The organism is Anaerotruncus rubiinfantis (assembly GCF_900078395.1).
Classification (GTDB): domain Bacteria; phylum Bacillota; class Clostridia; order Oscillospirales; family Ruminococcaceae; genus Anaerotruncus; species Anaerotruncus rubiinfantis.
In genome coordinates this window covers 1,163,963-1,181,775 of sequence record NZ_FKLA01000009.1, presented here as the reverse complement: position 1 = coordinate 1,181,775, position 17,813 = coordinate 1,163,963, and the positions used below count along the sequence as shown (strand labels likewise).

Below are 17,813 nucleotides of genomic sequence, written 5' to 3'. Positions count from 1 at the left end.
CTCCTTGCATTGGGAGAGACGAAGTCTTCTGTTCTTTGCGCTGGGGGCGTTTTGTTCAGCGCATCGGCAGGAGCACGGGCGCCCAGAGGTTGATCGCAACCACGCCCGCGACGCAAAGGCCGACAAAGACCGCGCTCCAGATGTCGAAGCCGTGGATCTTGAGCTGCTTCATCCGGGTACGGCCCTCTCCGCCACGGTAGCAGCGGCATTCCATCGCGAGCGCCAGCTCGTCCGCGCGGCGGAAAGCCGACACGAACAGCGGGATCAGGATCGGGATCAGCGCCTTGGCGCGCTGGATGAGCCCGCCGCTTTCAAGATCCGCGCCGCGCGCCTTCTGCGCGGACATGATCTTGTCTGTCTCCTCGATGAGGGTCGGGATAAAACGCAGAGCGATGGTCATCATCATCGCAAGCTCATGCACCGGCAGCTTGAACCGCTTGAGCGGGTTGCAGAGCCGTTCGATGCCGTCGGTCAGGGCAATCGGAGAGGTCGTATAGGTGAGCAGCGAAGTGCCCGCAATGAGACAAACAATCCGAATAGACATCACAATCGCGGTGGTGACGCCCTGCAGGGTGATCTTGATGACCCACCACTGCCAGAGCACCTTTCCGTCGATGAAAAACATGTTGAGCACCGCTGTGAAAAGAATGATCGGCACGACCGGCTTGAGGCTTTTCAAAATCATCGCGCCCGGGATCTTCGAAACAGCGTAGGTCAGCACCAGAAACAGGATGCCGATCAAAAGGCCGATCGGATTGGTCGCAACGAACAGCATGACGATATACGCCATCGTCAAAACGATCTTCATGCGCGGATCGAGCCGGTGGATGAGCGAATCGCCCGGGAAATACTGCCCAATGGTGATATCCCTAAGCATCGGCCCCATCCCCCTTTCCCAAAAGGCGCAGAATCTCATTTTTGGCAAAATCCATTGTGTAGACGCTCTCGTCCACCGGGTAACCCTTCTCCCGCAGCTTGTCAAAGATACGGGTGACCTGCGGGACCGAAAGGCCGATGTCGGTGATCTCCTTCGCGCGGGAAAAAACCTTCGCCACATCGTCGTACATCACGACACCCGCGCGGCTGAGCACCAGCACCTTGTGGGCATACTTCGCGATGTCCTCCATCGAATGCGAAACGAGCAGCACTGTGCTGCCCCGCTCCTTGTGGTACTGCTTGATCTGTCCGAGGATGCGTTCGCGCCCCTTCGGGTCAAGCCCCGCGGTCGGCTCGTCGAGCACCAGGATGTCCGGGTTCATCGCGAGCACCCCCGCGATTGCCACCCGGCGCTTCTGCCCGCCTGAAAGCTCAAACGGAGACTTTTCCATATGGTGGGGCTTCAGGCCGACAAAACGCGCGGCTTCCCGCACCCGTTCATCCACCTGTCCCGGTGAAAGGCCCATGTTCTGCGGCCCGAAGGCAATATCCTTATAAACTGTCTCCTCAAAAAGCTGATACTCCGGATACTGGAACACCAGCCCCACCTTGAAGCGGTATTCGCGCAGGTTGGTCTCCTTGGCCCACAGGTCGGTCCCTTCGATCAGCACCCGGCCGGAGGTCGGCCGGAGCAGCCCGTTAAAATGCTGGATCAGGGTGGATTTCCCCGATCCGGTATGACCGATCACGCCGACAAATTCGCCCTGCTCGATCTCCAGGTTCACATGGTCGACGGCGGTCTTTTCAAATGGCGTGCCGGGAGAGTAGGTGTATGTCAGATCTTCGGTTTTGATTGCAATCATCTGTGTCCCTCCAGCAGCTTCACGAGCGCATCGACGCATTCGTCCTCAGTCAGTACGTCGTTTGGCAGGTCAAGCCCGCACTGGCGCAGCAAAAAGCAGAGCTCGGTCGCCTGCGGGACGTCGAGCCCCACATCCTTCAGTTCCTGCACATGCGAAAAAACCTCGCGCGGCGCCGCGTCGAAAAGGATCCTGCCGTCGTTCATCACAACAACCCGTCCCGCCTGGGCGGCTTCCTCCATATAGTGGGTGATGAGCACCACTGTGATGCCCAATTCCCGGTTCAGCCGCCGGATCGTCGAGAGGACCTCCCTGCGGCCCTTTGGGTCGAGCATGGCGGTCGGCTCATCAAGCACGATACAGCGCGGCCGCATCGCGATGATGCCCGCAATGGCGATCCGCTGCTTCTGCCCACCCGAAAGCTGGTGCGGCGCGTGGGTCTTATATTCGGTCATGCCCACGTCGGCGAGCGCTTCATCCACCCGGCGGCGGATTTCGGCGGGCTCGACCCCCATGTTTTCCGGGCCGAACGCCACGTCTTCTTCTACGATGGTCGCGACGATCTGGTTGTCTGGGTTCTGGAACACCATGCCCACCTGCTGCCGGATCTCATAAAGCCGGTCCTCCACCTTCGTATTGATCCCACAGACGGTCATCTCCCCTTCGTTGGGAAGGAGGATCGCGTTCATATGCTTGGCAATGGTGCTCTTGCCCGAGCCGTTGTGCCCAAGCACCGCGACAAATTCGCCCTCCCGGATCGTCAGGTCGATTCCGTGCAGCACGATGTTCAGTTCGTTATTGTCCTTGGGGTAACCAAACGTCACCCCCGAGGCGGTGATGATATCACGCATCGTTCGTTTCCCTTTTCTGTTTAAAGTCCCGCGGCGCCCATCGGGAGACCGCGTCAAAAATTCCGGAAGAGGATTTCAGCGGCAAAGATTGTTTAAAAAGGCTCTCCCTGCCAGACCGCGGTCGAACCGCATGGCAGCGTGAGCCCGGTCTTTTCAACCGGAAGCCCAATTTCATCAGCGGTGACCCGCCCGTCAAACCGTCTGCCCACCGTGACCGACAGGATGTACGCCATCACCGACGGTGAAAGGCCGGTCGTATAGGAATTTAAAAGGAAAAAAGCGGGCCTGTCCGAAAGCGCTCCGGCACAGAGCCCCACCAGGTCAAAGACGCAGTCCTCCAGCTTCCAAACCTCGCCGCCCGGCCCGCGGCCGTAACTTGGCGGGTCCATTACGATCCCATCGTACCGCACGCCGCGCCTTATTTCCCGTTCCACAAATTTTTTGCAGTCGTCAACAATCCACCGAATGGGCTTTTCCGAAAGGCCGGACAGCGCGGCGTTGTCCCGCGCCCACTGGACCATCCCTTTCGAGGCGTCCACATGGCAGACCTTCGCGCCCGCCGCCGCGCAGGCAAGCGTCGCGCCGCCGGTATAGGCAAACAGGTTCAGGATGTTGAGCTGCCGCCCAGCCTTTTCAATGATCCCGCGCATCAGGTCCCAATTGACCGCCTGCTCCGGAAAAAGCCCGGTGTGCTTGAATCCGGTCGGGCGGATATGAAAACGCAGATCCCCATAAGAGATCTCCCACTCGTCGCGGCGCAGCGAACGCGCATCCCAGCTGCCTCCGCCCGATGAGGACCGGTTGTACCGCGCGTCGGCCGACCTCCACTCCGGGCCCTTCGGAGTATTCCAGATGACCTGTGGGTCGGGGCGGATGAGGGTCACATCCCCCCATCGCTCCAGCTTTTCCCCGCCGCTTGTATCGATAACCGCAAAGTCTTTCCATTCGGTTGATGCCCGCATGTAACTTCCTCTTTCTGTCTTAACGTCTTGCGCCCTGTTTCTGGATCGCATCGGCAATCCGGCGCGCAATTTCTTCAATCTGCCGGTGGTCCTGCCCTTCGACCATGATCCGGATGAGCGGCTCGGTCCCGGAGGGCCGCACCAGAATCCGCCCGTCGCCGCCGAGCTCCTCCCCGAGGGAATTGATCACCTGCTGCACCGTTTCATCATTTGCGAGCGCTTCCTTCATCTCGGCCGTCGCCGTGATGTTCAGGAGCGTCTGCGGATAGGTGCGCATCACGTTCGCCGCCTGCGAAAGCGGTTTTTGGAAGGTCTTTAAGAGGGAAAGCAGCTGCACGCCCGAAAGCTGGCCGTCCCCGGTCGGCATGTAGTCAAGGAAAATGATATGCCCCGACTGCTCGCCGCCGATGTTAAAGTTCTCATTGCGCATTGTTTCAAGCACATACCGGTCACCCACGCGGGTGGCGCGGGTGTCGATGCCGTGCTTTTCCGCAAATTTGAAAAAGCCGAGATTCGACATAACGGTCGCCACAACGGTATTATTTTTCAGTTTGCCCTGCTCCTTGAGATGGTATGCGAAAAGCGCGATCAGCCGGTCTCCATCGACCAGCTCGCCGTTTTCGTCCACCGCAAGGCACCGGTCGGCGTCCCCATCGAACGCAAGCCCCGCGTCGTACCGCCCGGCCTTCACGAGTTTCGCAAGCTCCGCGATGTGGGTGCTGCCGCATTTTTCGTTGATATTACGGCCATCCGGCTCCGCGTGGAAAATGTCGCAAACGGCGCCCAAGCCGCAGAAAAGTTTTTTCGCTGTGACGCTGGCCGAGCCGTTCGAACAGTCGATCGCCACCCGCAAGCCGGAAAGGTCGCAGTCAACGGTGGTCTTGAGGTAATTTACATAGTCGTCCGCCGCATTTTCCGCGCGGGTGATGACGCCGATCTCCCCCGCCGATTTGAGCGGGAAAGGGCGCGCCCCATCGAGCACGATCTCCTCGATTTCCTCCTCCTGGCTGTCGAGCAGCTTGTAACCCTCGCCGGAAAAGATTTTGATGCCGTTATATTCGAAGGGGTTGTGGCTGGCCGAGAGCATCACGCCCGCGTCCGCGCCGTATTTTGTCGTGAGATAGGCGACCGCCGGGGTCGGCACCACGCCAAGCTGCACCACATTCGCTCCGGCGCTGCAAAGGCCTGACGAAAGCGCCGCTTCGAGCATATCAGAGGAGATGCGGGGGTCCTTTCCGACCAATACGGTCGGGCGGCGGCCAACCGACTCCTCCACAACCATTCCGGCGGCACGGCCGATCTGCATCGCAAGCTCGATCGTCAGATCTCCGTTGGCAATCCCGCGCACACCGTCAGTTCCAAAAATCCTGCCCATTCAGAGTTCTCCTATCGTATGTATTCATTCGGTAAGGGTCAGCTGTTCCAAAACCGCCGCGTCCTTCGGAGGGCGGAGTCCCAGATGCTGATAAGCCGGCAGCGTCGCACAGCGGCCGCGCGGCGTGCGTGACAAGAAACCCAGCTGCATGAGGAACGGTTCCACCACGTCCTCAAGCGTCACGCTTTCTTCCCCGATTGCGGCCGCCAGCGTGTCGAGCCCAACCGGCCCGCCGCCGTAATTGCGGATGATCGTCGTAAGCACCCGCCGGTCGATGTTGTCAAGCCCCAGCTTGTCGATCTCCAGACGATTTAAGGCGATGTCCGCGATCTCGGCGGTGATGATGCCGTTGCCCATCACCTGCGCGAAATCACGCACCCGCTTTAAGAGCCGGTTCGCAATACGCGGGGTCCCACGGCTGCGGCGCGCCAGCTCATACGCGCCGCTCTCCTCCACCTGGATGCCCAGGATCTCGGCGCTGCGCCGGATAATCGTGCAGAGTTCCTCGTTGGAATAAAGCTCCAGCCGCTGGATCACGCCGAACCGGTCGCGCAATGGCGCGGTCAGCTGCCCGGCGCGTGTGGTGGCGCCAATCAGGGTGAAATGCGGCAGGTCGATCCGGATCGACCGCGCGGACGGCCCCTTGCCGATGATGATATCCAGCGCATAGTCCTCCATCGCGGGGTAGAGCACCTCTTCGACGCTGCGGGACAGACGGTGGATCTCATCTATAAATAGTATATCGTTTGGCGCAAGATTTGTGAGTAAAGCGGCCAAATCCCCCGGTTTTTCGATCGCGGGGCCGCTCGTCACGCGGATATTGACCTGCATCTCGTTTGCAATGATCCCGGAAAGGGTTGTCTTTCCAAGACCCGGAGGGCCATACAGGAGTACATGGTCAAGCGGTTCTTCCCGTTTCTTGGCCGCCTGGATGAAGATGTTCATATTCTCCTTGACCTTTTCCTGGCCAATGTACTCGTTCAGGGTCTTTGGACGCAGCGAAAGCTCCGCGTCGCTGTCCTGCGCGGAGTAATCGGGCGTCACGATCCTGTTTTCAAAATCCATCTCATTGTCAAACATCCATCCGTCTCCTTATCCTCAGCGCTCGATGCGGCCCGCGAGCGCCTTGAGCCCGCGCTTGATCATCTCGTCCACCGGCGTGTCCGGGTCGATGCCGGCGAGCGCCTGCGCGGCCTGCGACTGGCTGTAACCGAGCACCACCAGCGCGCTCGCCGCTTCGCTCGTGTTGCTCTCCTCCTGGCGCAGCTGCAACGCAACATCTCCGATTCCGGACGCCAGGCTTTCGTTTGAAATCTTGTCCTTGAGCTCCAGGATGATCCGCTGCGCGGCCTTCGGGCCGATACCCGGCGCACGGGTCAGGCTCTTCACATCGCCCGACGCAATACAGAGTGAGAGCTTTTCCGGGGTCATGTCCGAAAGCACCGCGAGCGCGGACTTCGGCCCCACGCCGGAAACAGCGATCAGCATTTTAAACGCGCTGCATTCGCTTTCCGAATAAAAGCCAAACAGGTCGAGCGCATCCTCCCGCACATTGAGATGGGTGTATAAGGTAATTTCGCTGCCCACTGGCGGCAGGCAGGAGAGGGTGGTCATGGTGGTCATGCACTTGTAGCCCACGCCCGCGCAGTTGACTACCGCAAAACCTTCCTCCAGATGGCTCAATTTTCCGGTCAGCGAATAATACATTCCAGTTTCTCCTTTTATGAGGTACCCTGTGAGGGCGGATTTCCTGCATTCATTTGAGATAGGTCAAAAGGGAATTTGCACTGTGTGCATGGCAAATGGCCAGCGCGAGCGCATCAGCCGTGTCGTCCGGCCGCGGCACCTCGCTGAGTCCCAGCAGCTGCCGGGTCATCTCCATAACCTGATGCTTTTCCGCCTTGCCGTATCCCACAACGCTCTGTTTAACCTGCATTGGCGTATACTCAAAAACCGGCACGTTGTGCTGTCTGGCCGAAAGCAGAATCACTCCGCGCGCCTCGGCCACCTCGATGGCGGTTGTTTTGTTGTTTGTGAAAAAAAGCTTTTCGATCGAAAGCGCCCGCACCGGCGTGCGGTCGAGCAGCGCGGTCATATCCTGATAAATCATCTCAAGCCGTGCCGAAAATTCCATTCCGGCGGGCGTTGTGATCGCGCCGAAACGCACCGGAGAAAATCTTCCATATGTATAGTCCACCGCCCCATAGCCAACAATGGCATAGCCGGGATCGATTCCAAGGATCAGCATAGGCCCTCCACGAAGTTCCTTTCCCGCCGGCGGTATTTCCCCTCGGCTTTCGGGGCGTCCTGGCTGCGCCGGCACAGGAAGGAGCTTTTACGTTTTATTATACCACACGCGCGAAGCGCGCGGTGGGATAATGGGCCATCGGGCAGGGAGTCGGCTTTGCCGACGCATCTGCCTGGCCATAAACCCGGTATAATAGTCGCTCTGCGGCTATTATACCACACGCGCGAAGCGCGCGGTGGGATAATGGGCCATCGGGCAGGGAGTCGGCTTTGCCGACACATCTGCCTGGCCATAAGCCCCCGTATAATAGCCGCTTTTCGGCTATTATACCACAGTTGCGGCAACTGGAACAAGTACCTTTCAGTCGGTTTTGCCAAGAAAGCCCGGTCAAATATTGACAGTTTTACCGAATTTCTGTCAGGATTCCATTATAAAAACTTCTTTTACATCCTGCATAAAAAATTATGTCAACTTTTTTGATTTTTTTACTTGCATTTTTGCAAAAACTATATTATAATAATCAAGTCGCTAAGAGAGACAAGCAGTCAAAACAAAATTATATGGACGGTTAGCTCAGCTGGTAGAGCACCTGCTTGACGTGCAGGGGGTCAGCGGTTCGAACCCGTTACCGTCCACCAGGGGTGCTGTTCGGGCAATCGCTCGGGCGGCATTTTTTTGTCCCCGGAAACTTGTTTATTTTGCAAGTTTCCGGTTTTTTTCTATTTTTAACGCAGTTTTCAGATCAAAACAGCCTACATTCCATCTAAAAATAGGATGGCAAAGTCAATTTGACTTTGCCATCCTATTTTTATGGGGTGTTGAAGGGGTTTTAAAATTTGGCAATGATCCCAACGAGAGCGGAAACCGCTATATACAGCACAGGATGTTTATTAAACTTCCAGATGCAGAAAAAGATGGCAACAAAGAAAAGGATCTTCATCGGGTCAAACAGGTCAAGCACCGCATGTGTGGCAAGAAAAGCCTGTACATTCAGCATGGAAACTTTTATAACATCCCATCCCGCTGCCGCGATCAGCCCCGTCACCGCCGGACGCAACCCGTAAAAAGCATAGTCCACCAACGGGCTCTCCCGAAACTTCTCCATCGATTTGGATACAATCGTGATGATCAGGATAGATGGCAGCACTTCGCCAATTGTCGCCAGGATTCCGCCGGGAATTCCCGCAACATTAAACCCGACATAGGTCGCCATATTGATACCGATCGGCCCCGGCGTTGATTCGGAAATCGCCACCATATCGGTGATAAAAGAGGTGGTGAACCATCCTGTTGTCTCTGACAGGTTCTGCAAAAACGGAAGCGTTGCCATACCGCCGCCAACCGCAAACAGCCCAATTTTGAAAAATTCCCAGAAAAGCTGCAGGTAGATCATGCCTTATCCCCTCCCTGCTGCTTCCCGCGCAATTTTTGGAAGAGAATCCCCGCAACCGCAGCGCCGATAATGAATAAAATGGGCGAAAGGCCTGTGAATTCCGTGGCGCAGAACACAAGGATACAGATTGCAAATCCCAATTTGTCCTTGACGCCTTTTTTCCAAAGCCCGAGCACGGCATTGAGGATCAGCGCGGCAACACAGACAGAAATACCGGCAAACGCGTGTCGTACATAAGGATTTTCCTGAAAATTGGAAAGGAACGCCGCGATTGTCATGATGATAAGCAGGCAGGGGGACACCACGCCCAGCGCTGCGGCCACACCCCCGGGAATCTTGCGGCGTTCGTACCCGATAAATACGGATACATTTACCGCAATGATACCCGGCAGCCCTTGGCTGACTGCGTAATAATCCATCACCTGTTCACTGGAAATCCACGCTTTCTTTTCAACAACCTCTTTCTGCAGGATTGGAAGCATCGCATATCCTCCGCCAAAGGTCACCGCTCCCATCTTGAAGAAGGATATATACAGTTCCCACAACTCCTTCATCGCCATTCCTCCCATTCGCAATCGTCTTATTTACCAGGCTGCAACCGTTCCATCCGCACGCGGTTCGGCACCGCCGCAGAGCACGCCGTTTTCCATTCGCCAGATGATCTCGCCCTTACCCATGGTGCTGTACTGATAATGAATCTTGATTTGATGCCCCCGGTCCGCCAGTTCCTGCACGATCCGCTGCGGCACATCGCATTCGAGGTCAACCGCTTTTCCGCTCATCCACTGCCAACGCGGAGCGTTGAGCGCATCCTGCGGGTTCATATGGAAGTCAAGCGTGTTGGTCACCACCTGCACATGCCCCTGCGGCTGCATAAACGCCCCCATCACGCCAAACGGCCCGACCGGCTTCCCATCCTTTGTCATGAATCCGGGTATGATGGTGTGATAAGGCTTCTTTCCTCCCGCAATTAGATTGTCATGACCCTTCTCCAATGAGAAGTTGTTTCCCCGGTTGTGCAGCGCAATGCCCGTATGCGGCACAACCAGGCCGGACCCCCAGCACATATAGTTTGACTGGATATAGGAAACCATATTCCCGTCATCATCCGCCGCGCACAGATAAACCGTCCCTCCGCTCTGCGGTTTGCCGACGGGTGGGAGCATTGCGGTCTTGCCGATCAGGCGGCGGCGCTCATCCGCATAAGCGTCCGAAAGCAGATCCTGCACACTTACTTTCATATAGCGCGGATCGGTCACATAGGTCTTGGCGTCCATATAGGCAAGCTTCATTGCCTCAATCTGCTTATGGTAGACTTCGGCGCTCTCGCGCTCCCCATCGAATGCAAAGCCCTTGAGAATGTTCAACGCCATCAGCGCCGAAATCCCATGACCGTTCGGCGGGATCTCATGGATATCATAACCCCTGTAATTCACATGGATCGGTTCCACCCATTCCGGGCGGTATTCTTCAAAATCCGATCTTGAAAAATAGCCGCCGTACTGGTCGGAGTAGTCCACCATCCGTTCCATGAGCTCTCCGCGATAAAAGCTTTCCGCATGTGTCTCTGCAATCGATTCGAGCGATCTGGCCATATCTTCGCATTTGAATAGATCGCCGGCGTTCGGCGCCGCGCCGTTCACACTGAAGGTATCAAACCACGGCTTGAATTCGTCCCCTTTGAACTCCTTGGCATAAACGCCATAGAGATACTGCCATTTCTGTGCATTATTCACCGACACGGGATGCCCCTCCCGCGCGTAGCGGATAGCAGGCTCCATCACCTTTTTAAGCGGCAGCCGCCCATATTTTCGGGAAAGCTCCGCCCAGGCGGATGGCGCCCCGGGAACCGTAACCGGTTCAAAACCATATTTCGGCATCTCCTGAAACCCTTTTGCCCAAAGCTTTTCCGCTGAGATGTTTTTTGGCGCCGGGCCGCTGGCATTGAGCCCGTGCAGTTTCCCACCTGTCCAAACCAGCGCGAACGCATCTCCCCCGATTCCATTAAAGCCGCATTCAACCACCGCCAGGCAGGTGGCCGCAGCAATGGCAGCATCGATGGCATTACCGCCTTGGCGCAGGATTTCAAGCCCGGCCTGTGCCGCCAACGGCTGCGAAGTTGCAACCATCCCCTTTGCGCCATACACCACATTGCGCTTGGACGGATACTGATTAATCATCGGATTGAAGTTCATCTGACTCCCTCGCATTCCTCATCTTAAACTTTTCCGGCAGGCTCTCCGCTCTCGCTTCAAAGCGCGGCAGGAGAGCTCTTGCCGGAAAATTCATTCTGCTAAAGCTTTGCCACGCATTTTTCCCTGTCAAGCGTGCCGTCCAGGGAAGCGATACAGGTTGCTGTCACCCAGTCGCCCATAACGTTCGTCGGCGTATGCGCCGTATTTACAATACGATGGATACCGGTGACCAGGCCAATCGCCTCAATCGGAAGGCCGAAACTGGTGAGCAGTGTGGCGCTGAGCACCAAAGCGATCGAAGGGACCGCCGCGCATCCAATCGCCATCAGAACCGACTGGATGACAAGGATCACATATTGCGAAATGGAAAGCTGGATTCCCATCAGCTGGCAGGTAAACACCACAATCAGGCCAAAATAAACCGCTGTGCCGTTCATATTGGCCGTGGCGCCGAGCGGAAGTACAAAATCGGTGGTTGATTTCGGTACGCCGATTTTCTCGGTACAGGTTTTCATGCCAAGCGGTAGGGTCGCCACCGAAACCAGCGTCGCAATCGCGATCATAATGGGCTCCTTGAACTGCGCCCAGAATTTGAATGGATTCATGCGGCAGATAAATACCAGCATGATGCTGTACATTACCACGATTGTAATCAAAGCCGCGATCCAGTCGCAGGCAATAAAGGTAACCAGGCTGCCGACCACCTTAGAGCCATATGTTGCAATCGTATCGGTCATAAGCCCCAGGACGCCGATCGGGGTGAATACCAGTACGAGATCGGTCACTTTGAACATCAAGCTCTCCATATTGTCTATAAAGCTTGCGAATACTTTGACCTTTTCCCCAAGAATGATCATTGCAATGCCCGCAAAGATTGCAAAAACAATAATCTGCATCATATCGCCGCTCGTCAGGCTGGCAAAGATATTGACCGGGAACATATTGGTAATCGAATCGAGCACATTGATTTCAGCGGTCGCCTCATAACTCGCGGCGGACAGTTCCTCCATTGTGAATCCGGCGCCCGGCTTTAGAAGCATTGTGACAATCAGCCCGAAAACAACCGAAATCGCGCTCGTCACAAAGAAAAACAGAAACGTTTTGATCCCAAGGCCCGTAAGCTGTTTGAGGTCGCCCAGTTTTGCCACCGAATTCAGAATACAGGCAAATACCAGCGGCACCGACAGCATTCTCAGCATTCTCAGATAAATACCGCCCACAAAAGAACAAGCCTTCATACTCACCGCGATCCAGCCGACTTCCCTGCCGCCCATCGCACTGAAGATAAATCCAAGGACAATGCCAATAAACAGTGCAATCATTGTCTTTTGCCACAATTTGAGTTTCTTCAAGCTACTACACTCCTTTCAATGAAAAGGCATTTTTCGTGTAGGGTACCCTGAACGATTCTTTGCAAAAAAACAGGTTGCTGTCCGGACTCTATCCTTCAGCTTTTTAGCTGGGAAAGACTTTCTATTCCCGCGCGCGGCACGGCATTTTTTCAATCGACTTATAATCGATCACTTGTCGACATATTGCGGCAAAATCACGCTTTCTATCTAAAAGTGGAGATCAAAGATTTACATATTCAAAACTTTCCATTGTATTCTGCTTAATATATTCCAAATGGCTGCGCAGCAGGTCCTCGCTCTTTTCCAAATCCCGCGCTTTGAGCGCTTCCACAATCTCAAGATGCTGATCCCGGGAGCGCACAAAATATTGCCGGGCGCATGGGGTGCTGCGGTTTACCAGCAGGATCTGCATGCTCAGCATCTGATAAAAATTCTCCGCCCGCTTATTGCCTCCAAATGCGATGATTGTCTCATGCAGGTCAATATTCGTCTTGGAATACTCGTCAAAAGGCGAGCCATCTTCCAGAGCGGACAATTGTGTCTTTATGCGATCCAACGTTTCATCCGGAATCCGATGAATCGAAGTTTTCAGGCAAAACAATTCCAGAACCACGCGAAGGTCGATGATTTCCTCCACGTCGTGCCGCGTAATCGGCGCGACAAAAGTCCCCCGGCCGGGATAATGATTTACAATCCCCTGCGCCTCCATTTTTTTTAAAGCTTCCCGAATCGGCGACCGGCTGCTGCCCAGCTCAACCGAAAGCTCATTTTCAAAAATCGGGGCGCCCAGCGGAATTTTATGCGTCAAAATCAAATTAAAAATTTTATCATATACATTGGTTTTACTGCTTCCGTTATCAGACATGTTAATCCTCCAAACAAAGTTAGTCTCCCAATCTATATAAGTATAATATAAATGGAATAAACTTTCAATTGGAAGATACCCTTTTCTTTTCCGATGAATATTTTAAATCGATTCTAAGTCGATTCTCTGTCGACACGTTTAGAATAGCATGATGCCGGACTTTTGTCAATTGGTCAATATCCTCAGTTTTTTGATCTCTTTTATGTGGAGTTCATGAAACGGTTTATACGCGGGAGGGCCGGTCCAAACACATCGCCAGCTGGCGTCGAAGCCGCAAAAAATGAATTACACAGACTTGTGTCGATCTTCCTTCATCTATTATGCTTCATGGTATCGTTTGCGGCAGTGTCTGTTCTTATGGGAATACACAAACTTTCAAACCAAACGCCGATTTACGATATATCCTATTGAGTATGTCTTATATTTTACGGTAATCTATAAACACTCGATGCTCCGAGAATATAAAGATCTCCCTGAAAAATGCCCGCCATGCGCGGGCATTTTTGCATAAAAATCCCCAGGCTGCTTTTCCTGACGCAGTCTGGGGATTTTATGTCACTGAATCTTTTTTGTTTAAAAACCGGTGCCCGGATTGGCTTTGTCAGCTTCGGGCGCCTCTTCCGGAATGTTCTCCGTTTCGGCTTCGGCCGCCGGCGCGGCCGCGAAGATGTAGGTGCCGAGCTGCCGGGTCTTCATCTGGAAAACGAAATCGTCGTCATCGAGATACGGAACGTTCGATTTCTTCACAGCTAGCGCAATACCAGAAATTCTTTTTCGCCTTGACCGTCAGCTTGAACTCCTCGTCGTTATAGGAATTCTTGAGCTTTACCGCGATATACCAATCACGCGCCTCACAAGAAAATTTTGGAAATCGCGCGGGTCAGTAGCAGATGGATTTTGGTTTCCCGGCATTTTCCTTGATATAGGAAATAAAGGTCTGGACCGAAATTGGAAGGTAAACATCCTTTTTGGAAATCATAACCACATCCCAGTGCGCCGAACGATGGTTGAGATCGATCTGTACAATATCCGGGTCGGGATACATCTCCAGAATCTGACGCGGCAGGATTGACACCCCAATGCCCACCTTGACAAGCTGCACGACAAAATCCCACTGGGATGCCTTCACAACAATCCGCGGCTCAAAGCCCGCGTCCCGGCAGCCCGCGATAATATTGTTGTAAAGCATGTACTCATCGCCCAGCAACACAAATTTGTCATTGCGCAGGTCATTGTAATCGACGGCTTTCCTGTGCGCCAACGGATGCTGCCGGTTTACCACCAGCACGTTGAGATCCTCAACAATCGGCACAACTTCAAACGCGTCGGAAATGATCGGCATAATGGTAAAAGCCACATCCAGCTTGTTTTTATCCACCATCTGCTGAATCTGATTTGCTCCATGCTGGTCGATTACAAATTCAAGCCCGGGATATTTCTCCACAAACCCCTTAATGAGACGGGGAAACACACAGGTGCCAATGATGGGAGGAAAACCCACCTTGATGATCCCTTTTTGCAGGCTGGTGAGTCCGTGCATCGCATCATAAATGGCCTGATGCTGTTCGACGATCCCCTGTGCCATAAAATAAAGCTGTTTGCCATAGTTCGTAATCTGGACCTTTTTGCCGGAAATATAAAAAATCTGGATGCCCAGTTCTTCCTCCAGATGTTTCATCGCCTTGCTCAGCGTAGGCTGTGAAACATACAGGTTCCTTGCTGCCTCAGAAAAGCTCTGTGCCTCCACGATTCCGATAAAATACTTGAGCTGCTTGATATCCAACTTCATCACCCCGCTACCCCCATAGTAATGATTGCATTCCGGTTTGTCAACCGGGAAAAAGGGCCGCGCCCGGCGGGCGCGGCCCTTTTCGTTCACTGCATGGTATTCGGCAGCCACAGGGAGATTGCGGGGAACGCGTTGACCAACAGCAGTACGCCAAGCATCATCAGGATATACGGCCACAGCGGACGTACCACCTTGTCATAAGGCGTATTGAAGGTTCCAATTGAAACGAAAATATTCAAGCCAAAAGGCGGGGTCAGCATGCCGATGGCACAGTTGAGCACAATGATCATGCCAAGATGGATCGGGTCGATCCCGATTGCCATGCCCAGCGGATAAACCAGCGGGGTCAGTACGATGACAATCGAGTTCGGGTCCATAAACATGCCCGCGACCAGAAAGATCACATTGATGATGATCAGAACCATATAGGCCGGTGCGCCCTGCGTCAGCGTGACAATGCTCTGCGGGATCTGCGCGGCGGTCAGTATCCAGGAGAGCAGCGATCCCGAACCGATCAGGATAAAGATCATCGCGACCATTCGCCCTGAGGTGATCCCGATCTCAAAAACCTCCTTGAAAGAAACCGAACGGTAAATGAACAGCTCAATCACCAGTACATAGGCCACAGCGATCGCGGCTGCCTCGGTTGGGGTCATGACGCCCGCGTAAATCCCAACCAGGATGATGACCGGAAGTCCCAGCGCCCAGAAAGCATCACGGGTGGCCTTGAGCACCTCTTTGAAGGTTGCGGGCCTCTGTCGAGGGATCTTGTGGCGAATCGCATCGATGCACACATAGATGCTGAAGATGACAGCTACCAGAACGCCGACCGAAAGGCCGGACATGAAGAGCTTGCCGACCGACGCGCCGGAGGAAACTCCATAGAGGATCATTGCGATGCCGGGCGGAATCAGCATGGCCAGGGTGCTGCTCGAGGTGATGCAGCCGATTGCCCGCCCAGGCTCGTAGCCCTGTTCGCACAGGGCGGGATAGAGGATCATCCCGATCGCCACGATCGCGGCCGGTCCGGCGCCGGAGATCGCGCCGAAAATGGTGCAGGTAACCACCGTGGTGATCGCAAGCCCGCCGGGCAGATGCCCAACCAGCTTGTTGGCAAAATTCACAAGCTTATGGCCAATATCGCCTTTTGACATGATATCCGCCGCAAACATAAAAAACGGGATTGAAAGCAGCGAAAAGGTGTCGATCCCGCCAACCATTCGCTGGACGGCAAGCCCCATATCCATGCCGGGGAAATTCATCGTCAGCGCGGCCAGGCATGGGATAAGCATCGCAATAAAAATGGGGGCGCCAAAAATCAGCAGGCAGAAAAATAAGCCTCCGCAGACAACGAGCATCAGCAGCTTACCTCCTTTTTGGTTTTTCTGCTGGAAATGACTGCCATGAGCTTACGCAGATAGACATAGCTCATGAGCGCAAAACCAATATTGGTGGACAGATAGATCAGCCAGATCGGGATGGTGATGGCAATGCTGGTGTTGCCGCCCTGATACTGCAGGATGGTAAACTGGATGCTGATATAGGTCATGTACAGCGAGATCCCCATACACAAAAGATACAGCAGAACCTGATGAATAAATTTTGCGGACCCTTTGAGCAGGTTTGGCACAAGGTCGACGTTGACGTGTTCGCCGTATCGCGCGCAGGAACTGATTCCAAAAAAGGTGACCCACACCACGACATATCTGGAAAGCTCCTCCACCCAGGTGAGCGACATCTGGAAGAAATAACGGGTGATGACATTTATGAATACGATGATCGAGATGAAAAGCAGTCCCACGCTCATGACGACATTTTCGATCTTTTCGGTAGAATCGTCAATCAGGCGCAGGATGCTTTTCTTTTCGGCATTTTTCATCGGTGCTCCTCCTTATGATTCAAGGCGGCAAGGCAATGAAGTTTTCATTGCCTTGCCGATCTGACGGTTATTCCCCGGTGATGCTTTTCCGGGTTTCCACAATGGCATCATAAATCGCAGCGCCTGCGTCGCCCTGGCTGGTACGGGCAAACTCCTGTACCGGTTTCATCGCTTCTTTCCAGGCATTGAGCTGATCCTCGGTGAGGTCATGGATCGCAGTCTTACCGGTGTCTAAAATCAGCTGCCGGTCCTTTTCTGCAAGGGCAAGGGTTTCGTCCAGGCAGACGCGCCCGCCCTGCTGGATACCATCGTCAATGGCGGCCTTCACATCGTCCGGAAGCCCGTCGAACCATGCCTTGTTGACCAGTACAACCTGGTCGAGACCCGCATGATTGGTAATGGTGATATCGGTCTGTACTTCATGGAACTTCATATCATAAATGGTGTCGATCGGGTTTTCCTGACCATCAAGCGCCTTGTTCTGCAGCGCGCCATAGGTTTCTGAGAAATCCATAGTGATCGGGCTGGCGCCGAGGATCTCCGCCTGCTTAAAGAGGATGGGCGAGTTCATGACGCGCACCTTCAGCCCCTGCATCTCCGCCGGATCGATCAGCGGCTTGTTGGCGGTCCACGCCTTGTATCCGGTCTGCCAGATCGCTTTGGTATAGAAGCCCTTTTCGGTCGTTGTGTCCATCAGCGCTTTGATCGCGTCAGAATGGTAAAGCTCGTAGAGCTGCTCCGGATCTCCCGGCAGCAGGTACGGGGTGTCCAGCAGAGTCATCATCGGGGTGGTGCCGCCCAGATACGAGGTCGGGACGACAACACACTCAATTGTGCCGAACTGCGCCCCTTCCACCTGGTCACGCTGCCCGCCGAGCTGGGAGGAAGGATAAACCTGCGCCTCCACCTTGTCTCCGACGGTGGCCTCCACTACTTCCTTCAGCTTCTGGCAGCCGAGGTCGCGCGCGCTGCCCGGGGAAGAAACATGGCTGATTTTCATCGTGATCTTTTCACCGGGCGCGGGCTGTGCGCTGGAAGCGGCGGGCTGACCTGCGGCAGAGGGTTCCGCTGCGGGCTGCTGTGTGCCCGCGCAGGCGGAAAACGAAAGCGCGGCGGCCAGCACAAACACGGCAATAGCAAACATTTTTCTTTTCATATAGATCCTCCT

General features: G+C 54.5%; 18 protein-coding genes and 1 tRNA gene. 1 reads left to right on the top strand and 18 read right to left on the bottom strand.

What is annotated here, in order from left to right; genetic code table 11:
* Nucleotides 1-55 precede the first annotated feature (55 nt).
* The 8 genes from BN4275_RS11175 to ruvC all read right to left on the bottom strand — a co-directional run bounded on the left by BN4275_RS11175 (nt 56) and on the right by ruvC (nt 7,172).
* Nucleotides 56-877, bottom strand: coding sequence for an energy-coupling factor transporter transmembrane component T family protein (locus tag BN4275_RS11175; RefSeq protein ID WP_066458121.1), 822 nt, complete (start codon nt 875-877; stop codon nt 56-58).
* On the bottom strand, nt 870-1,739 hold the full coding sequence (locus BN4275_RS11170; protein ID WP_066458119.1) for an energy-coupling factor transporter ATPase: 870 nt from the start codon (nt 1,737-1,739) through the stop codon (nt 870-872). The genes BN4275_RS11175 and BN4275_RS11170 overlap by 8 nt, the downstream gene beginning before the upstream one ends.
* Complete coding sequence (locus BN4275_RS11165; RefSeq protein WP_066458117.1) at nt 1,736-2,587, bottom strand: energy-coupling factor transporter ATPase; 852 nt, start codon at nt 2,585-2,587, stop codon at nt 1,736-1,738. The genes BN4275_RS11170 and BN4275_RS11165 overlap by 4 nt, the downstream gene beginning before the upstream one ends.
* 92 nt (nt 2,588-2,679) lie before the next feature.
* A complete protein-coding gene (locus BN4275_RS11160; protein WP_066458115.1) occupies nt 2,680-3,549 on the bottom strand; it encodes a class I SAM-dependent methyltransferase in 870 nt (289 codons plus the stop codon).
* A gap of 19 nt (nt 3,550-3,568) precedes the next feature.
* The gene (gene glmM, locus BN4275_RS11155) at nt 3,569-4,924 is read right to left on the bottom strand and encodes a phosphoglucosamine mutase (protein ID WP_066458113.1); all 1,356 of its coding nucleotides are present in this window, start codon (nt 4,922-4,924) and stop codon (nt 3,569-3,571) included.
* Between the two features lie 24 nt (nt 4,925-4,948).
* The gene (ruvB, locus tag BN4275_RS11150) at nt 4,949-6,004 is read right to left on the bottom strand and encodes a Holliday junction branch migration DNA helicase RuvB (protein WP_066458110.1); all 1,056 of its coding nucleotides are present in this window, start codon (nt 6,002-6,004) and stop codon (nt 4,949-4,951) included.
* Nucleotides 6,005-6,022: 18 nt separating this feature from the next.
* A complete protein-coding gene (gene ruvA / locus BN4275_RS11145; RefSeq protein ID WP_066458108.1) occupies nt 6,023-6,631 on the bottom strand; it encodes a Holliday junction branch migration protein RuvA in 609 nt (202 codons plus the stop codon).
* A gap of 49 nt (nt 6,632-6,680) precedes the next feature.
* On the bottom strand, nt 6,681-7,172 hold the full coding sequence (ruvC, locus tag BN4275_RS11140) for a crossover junction endodeoxyribonuclease RuvC (protein ID WP_066458106.1): 492 nt from the start codon (nt 7,170-7,172) through the stop codon (nt 6,681-6,683).
* Between the two features lie 562 nt (nt 7,173-7,734).
* On the opposite strand from ruvC, the gene BN4275_RS11135 reads away from it, so the two are divergent.
* Nucleotides 7,735-7,810, top strand: a tRNA-Val gene (locus tag BN4275_RS11135).
* Between the two features lie 191 nt (nt 7,811-8,001).
* Here the strand turns inward: BN4275_RS11135 and BN4275_RS11130 are convergent.
* The 10 genes from BN4275_RS11130 to BN4275_RS11090 form a co-directional block, all read right to left on the bottom strand.
* Entirely contained in the window at nt 8,002-8,565 is a 564-nt protein-coding gene (locus tag BN4275_RS11130) for a chromate transporter (protein ID WP_066458103.1), read from the bottom strand.
* Nucleotides 8,562-9,119: a chromate transporter gene (locus BN4275_RS11125; RefSeq protein ID WP_066458100.1), complete on the bottom strand. Its 558-nt coding sequence runs from the start codon at nt 9,117-9,119 to the stop codon at nt 8,562-8,564. Before BN4275_RS11125 ends, BN4275_RS11130 begins: the two co-directional genes overlap by 4 nt.
* 30 nt (nt 9,120-9,149) lie before the next feature.
* Complete coding sequence (locus tag BN4275_RS11120; protein ID WP_066458098.1) at nt 9,150-10,760, bottom strand: gamma-glutamyltransferase family protein; 1,611 nt, start codon at nt 10,758-10,760, stop codon at nt 9,150-9,152.
* A gap of 98 nt (nt 10,761-10,858) precedes the next feature.
* Nucleotides 10,859-12,112 (bottom strand): dicarboxylate/amino acid:cation symporter, encoded by a 1,254-nt coding sequence (locus BN4275_RS11115; RefSeq protein WP_066458090.1) that lies wholly within the window; start codon nt 12,110-12,112, stop codon nt 10,859-10,861.
* Between the two features lie 220 nt (nt 12,113-12,332).
* Entirely contained in the window at nt 12,333-12,977 is a 645-nt protein-coding gene (locus BN4275_RS11110; RefSeq protein WP_066458088.1) for a GntR family transcriptional regulator, read from the bottom strand.
* 573 nt (nt 12,978-13,550) lie between these two features.
* The gene (locus BN4275_RS17335; protein WP_154018879.1) at nt 13,551-13,724 is read right to left on the bottom strand and encodes a hypothetical protein; all 174 of its coding nucleotides are present in this window, start codon (nt 13,722-13,724) and stop codon (nt 13,551-13,553) included.
* Between the two features lie 133 nt (nt 13,725-13,857).
* Nucleotides 13,858-14,766: a LysR family transcriptional regulator gene (locus tag BN4275_RS11105; protein ID WP_242863721.1), complete on the bottom strand. Its 909-nt coding sequence runs from the start codon at nt 14,764-14,766 to the stop codon at nt 13,858-13,860.
* A gap of 86 nt (nt 14,767-14,852) precedes the next feature.
* Entirely contained in the window at nt 14,853-16,124 is a 1,272-nt protein-coding gene (locus tag BN4275_RS11100; RefSeq protein WP_066458083.1) for a TRAP transporter large permease, read from the bottom strand.
* Nucleotides 16,124-16,645, bottom strand: a complete 522-nt coding sequence (locus BN4275_RS11095; protein WP_066458078.1) for a TRAP transporter small permease — start codon at nt 16,643-16,645, stop codon at nt 16,124-16,126. The genes BN4275_RS11100 and BN4275_RS11095 overlap by 1 nt, the downstream gene beginning before the upstream one ends.
* 67 nt (nt 16,646-16,712) lie before the next feature.
* Complete coding sequence (locus BN4275_RS11090) at nt 16,713-17,801, bottom strand: TRAP transporter substrate-binding protein (RefSeq protein WP_066458076.1); 1,089 nt, start codon at nt 17,799-17,801, stop codon at nt 16,713-16,715.
* Nucleotides 17,802-17,813: the final 12 nt, after the last annotated feature.

Excerpts from the sequence above, each read along its gene's own strand:
- BN4275_RS11175 (WP_066458121.1), bottom strand. The coding sequence starts at position 877 with ATGCTTAGGGATATCACCATTGGGCAGTATTTCCCGGGCGATTCGCTC.
- BN4275_RS11170 (WP_066458119.1), bottom strand. The coding sequence starts at position 1,739 with ATGATTGCAATCAAAACCGAAGATCTGACATACACCTACTCTCCCGGC.
- BN4275_RS11165 (WP_066458117.1), bottom strand. The coding sequence starts at position 2,587 with ATGCGTGATATCATCACCGCCTCGGGGGTGACGTTTGGTTACCCCAAG.
- BN4275_RS11160 (WP_066458115.1), bottom strand. The coding sequence starts at position 3,549 with ATGCGGGCATCAACCGAATGGAAAGACTTTGCGGTTATCGATACAAGC.
- glmM (WP_066458113.1), bottom strand. The coding sequence starts at position 4,924 with ATGGGCAGGATTTTTGGAACTGACGGTGTGCGCGGGATTGCCAACGGA.
- ruvB (WP_066458110.1), bottom strand. The coding sequence starts at position 6,004 with ATGTTTGACAATGAGATGGATTTTGAAAACAGGATCGTGACGCCCGAT.
- ruvA (WP_066458108.1), bottom strand. The coding sequence starts at position 6,631 with ATGTATTATTCGCTGACCGGAAAATTGAGCCATCTGGAGGAAGGTTTT.
- ruvC (WP_066458106.1), bottom strand. The coding sequence starts at position 7,172 with ATGCTGATCCTTGGAATCGATCCCGGCTATGCCATTGTTGGCTATGGG.
- BN4275_RS11130 (WP_066458103.1), bottom strand. The coding sequence starts at position 8,565 with ATGATCTACCTGCAGCTTTTCTGGGAATTTTTCAAAATTGGGCTGTTT.
- BN4275_RS11125 (WP_066458100.1), bottom strand. The coding sequence starts at position 9,119 with ATGAAGGAGTTGTGGGAACTGTATATATCCTTCTTCAAGATGGGAGCG.
- BN4275_RS11120 (WP_066458098.1), bottom strand. The coding sequence starts at position 10,760 with ATGAACTTCAATCCGATGATTAATCAGTATCCGTCCAAGCGCAATGTG.
- BN4275_RS11110 (WP_066458088.1), bottom strand. The coding sequence starts at position 12,977 with ATGTCTGATAACGGAAGCAGTAAAACCAATGTATATGATAAAATTTTT.
- BN4275_RS11105 (WP_242863721.1), bottom strand. The coding sequence starts at position 14,766 with ATGAAGTTGGATATCAAGCAGCTCAAGTATTTTATCGGAATCGTGGAG.
- BN4275_RS11100 (WP_066458083.1), bottom strand. The coding sequence starts at position 16,124 with ATGCTCGTTGTCTGCGGAGGCTTATTTTTCTGCCTGCTGATTTTTGGC.
- BN4275_RS11095 (WP_066458078.1), bottom strand. The coding sequence starts at position 16,645 with ATGAAAAATGCCGAAAAGAAAAGCATCCTGCGCCTGATTGACGATTCT.
- BN4275_RS11090 (WP_066458076.1), bottom strand. The coding sequence starts at position 17,801 with ATGAAAAGAAAAATGTTTGCTATTGCCGTGTTTGTGCTGGCCGCCGCG.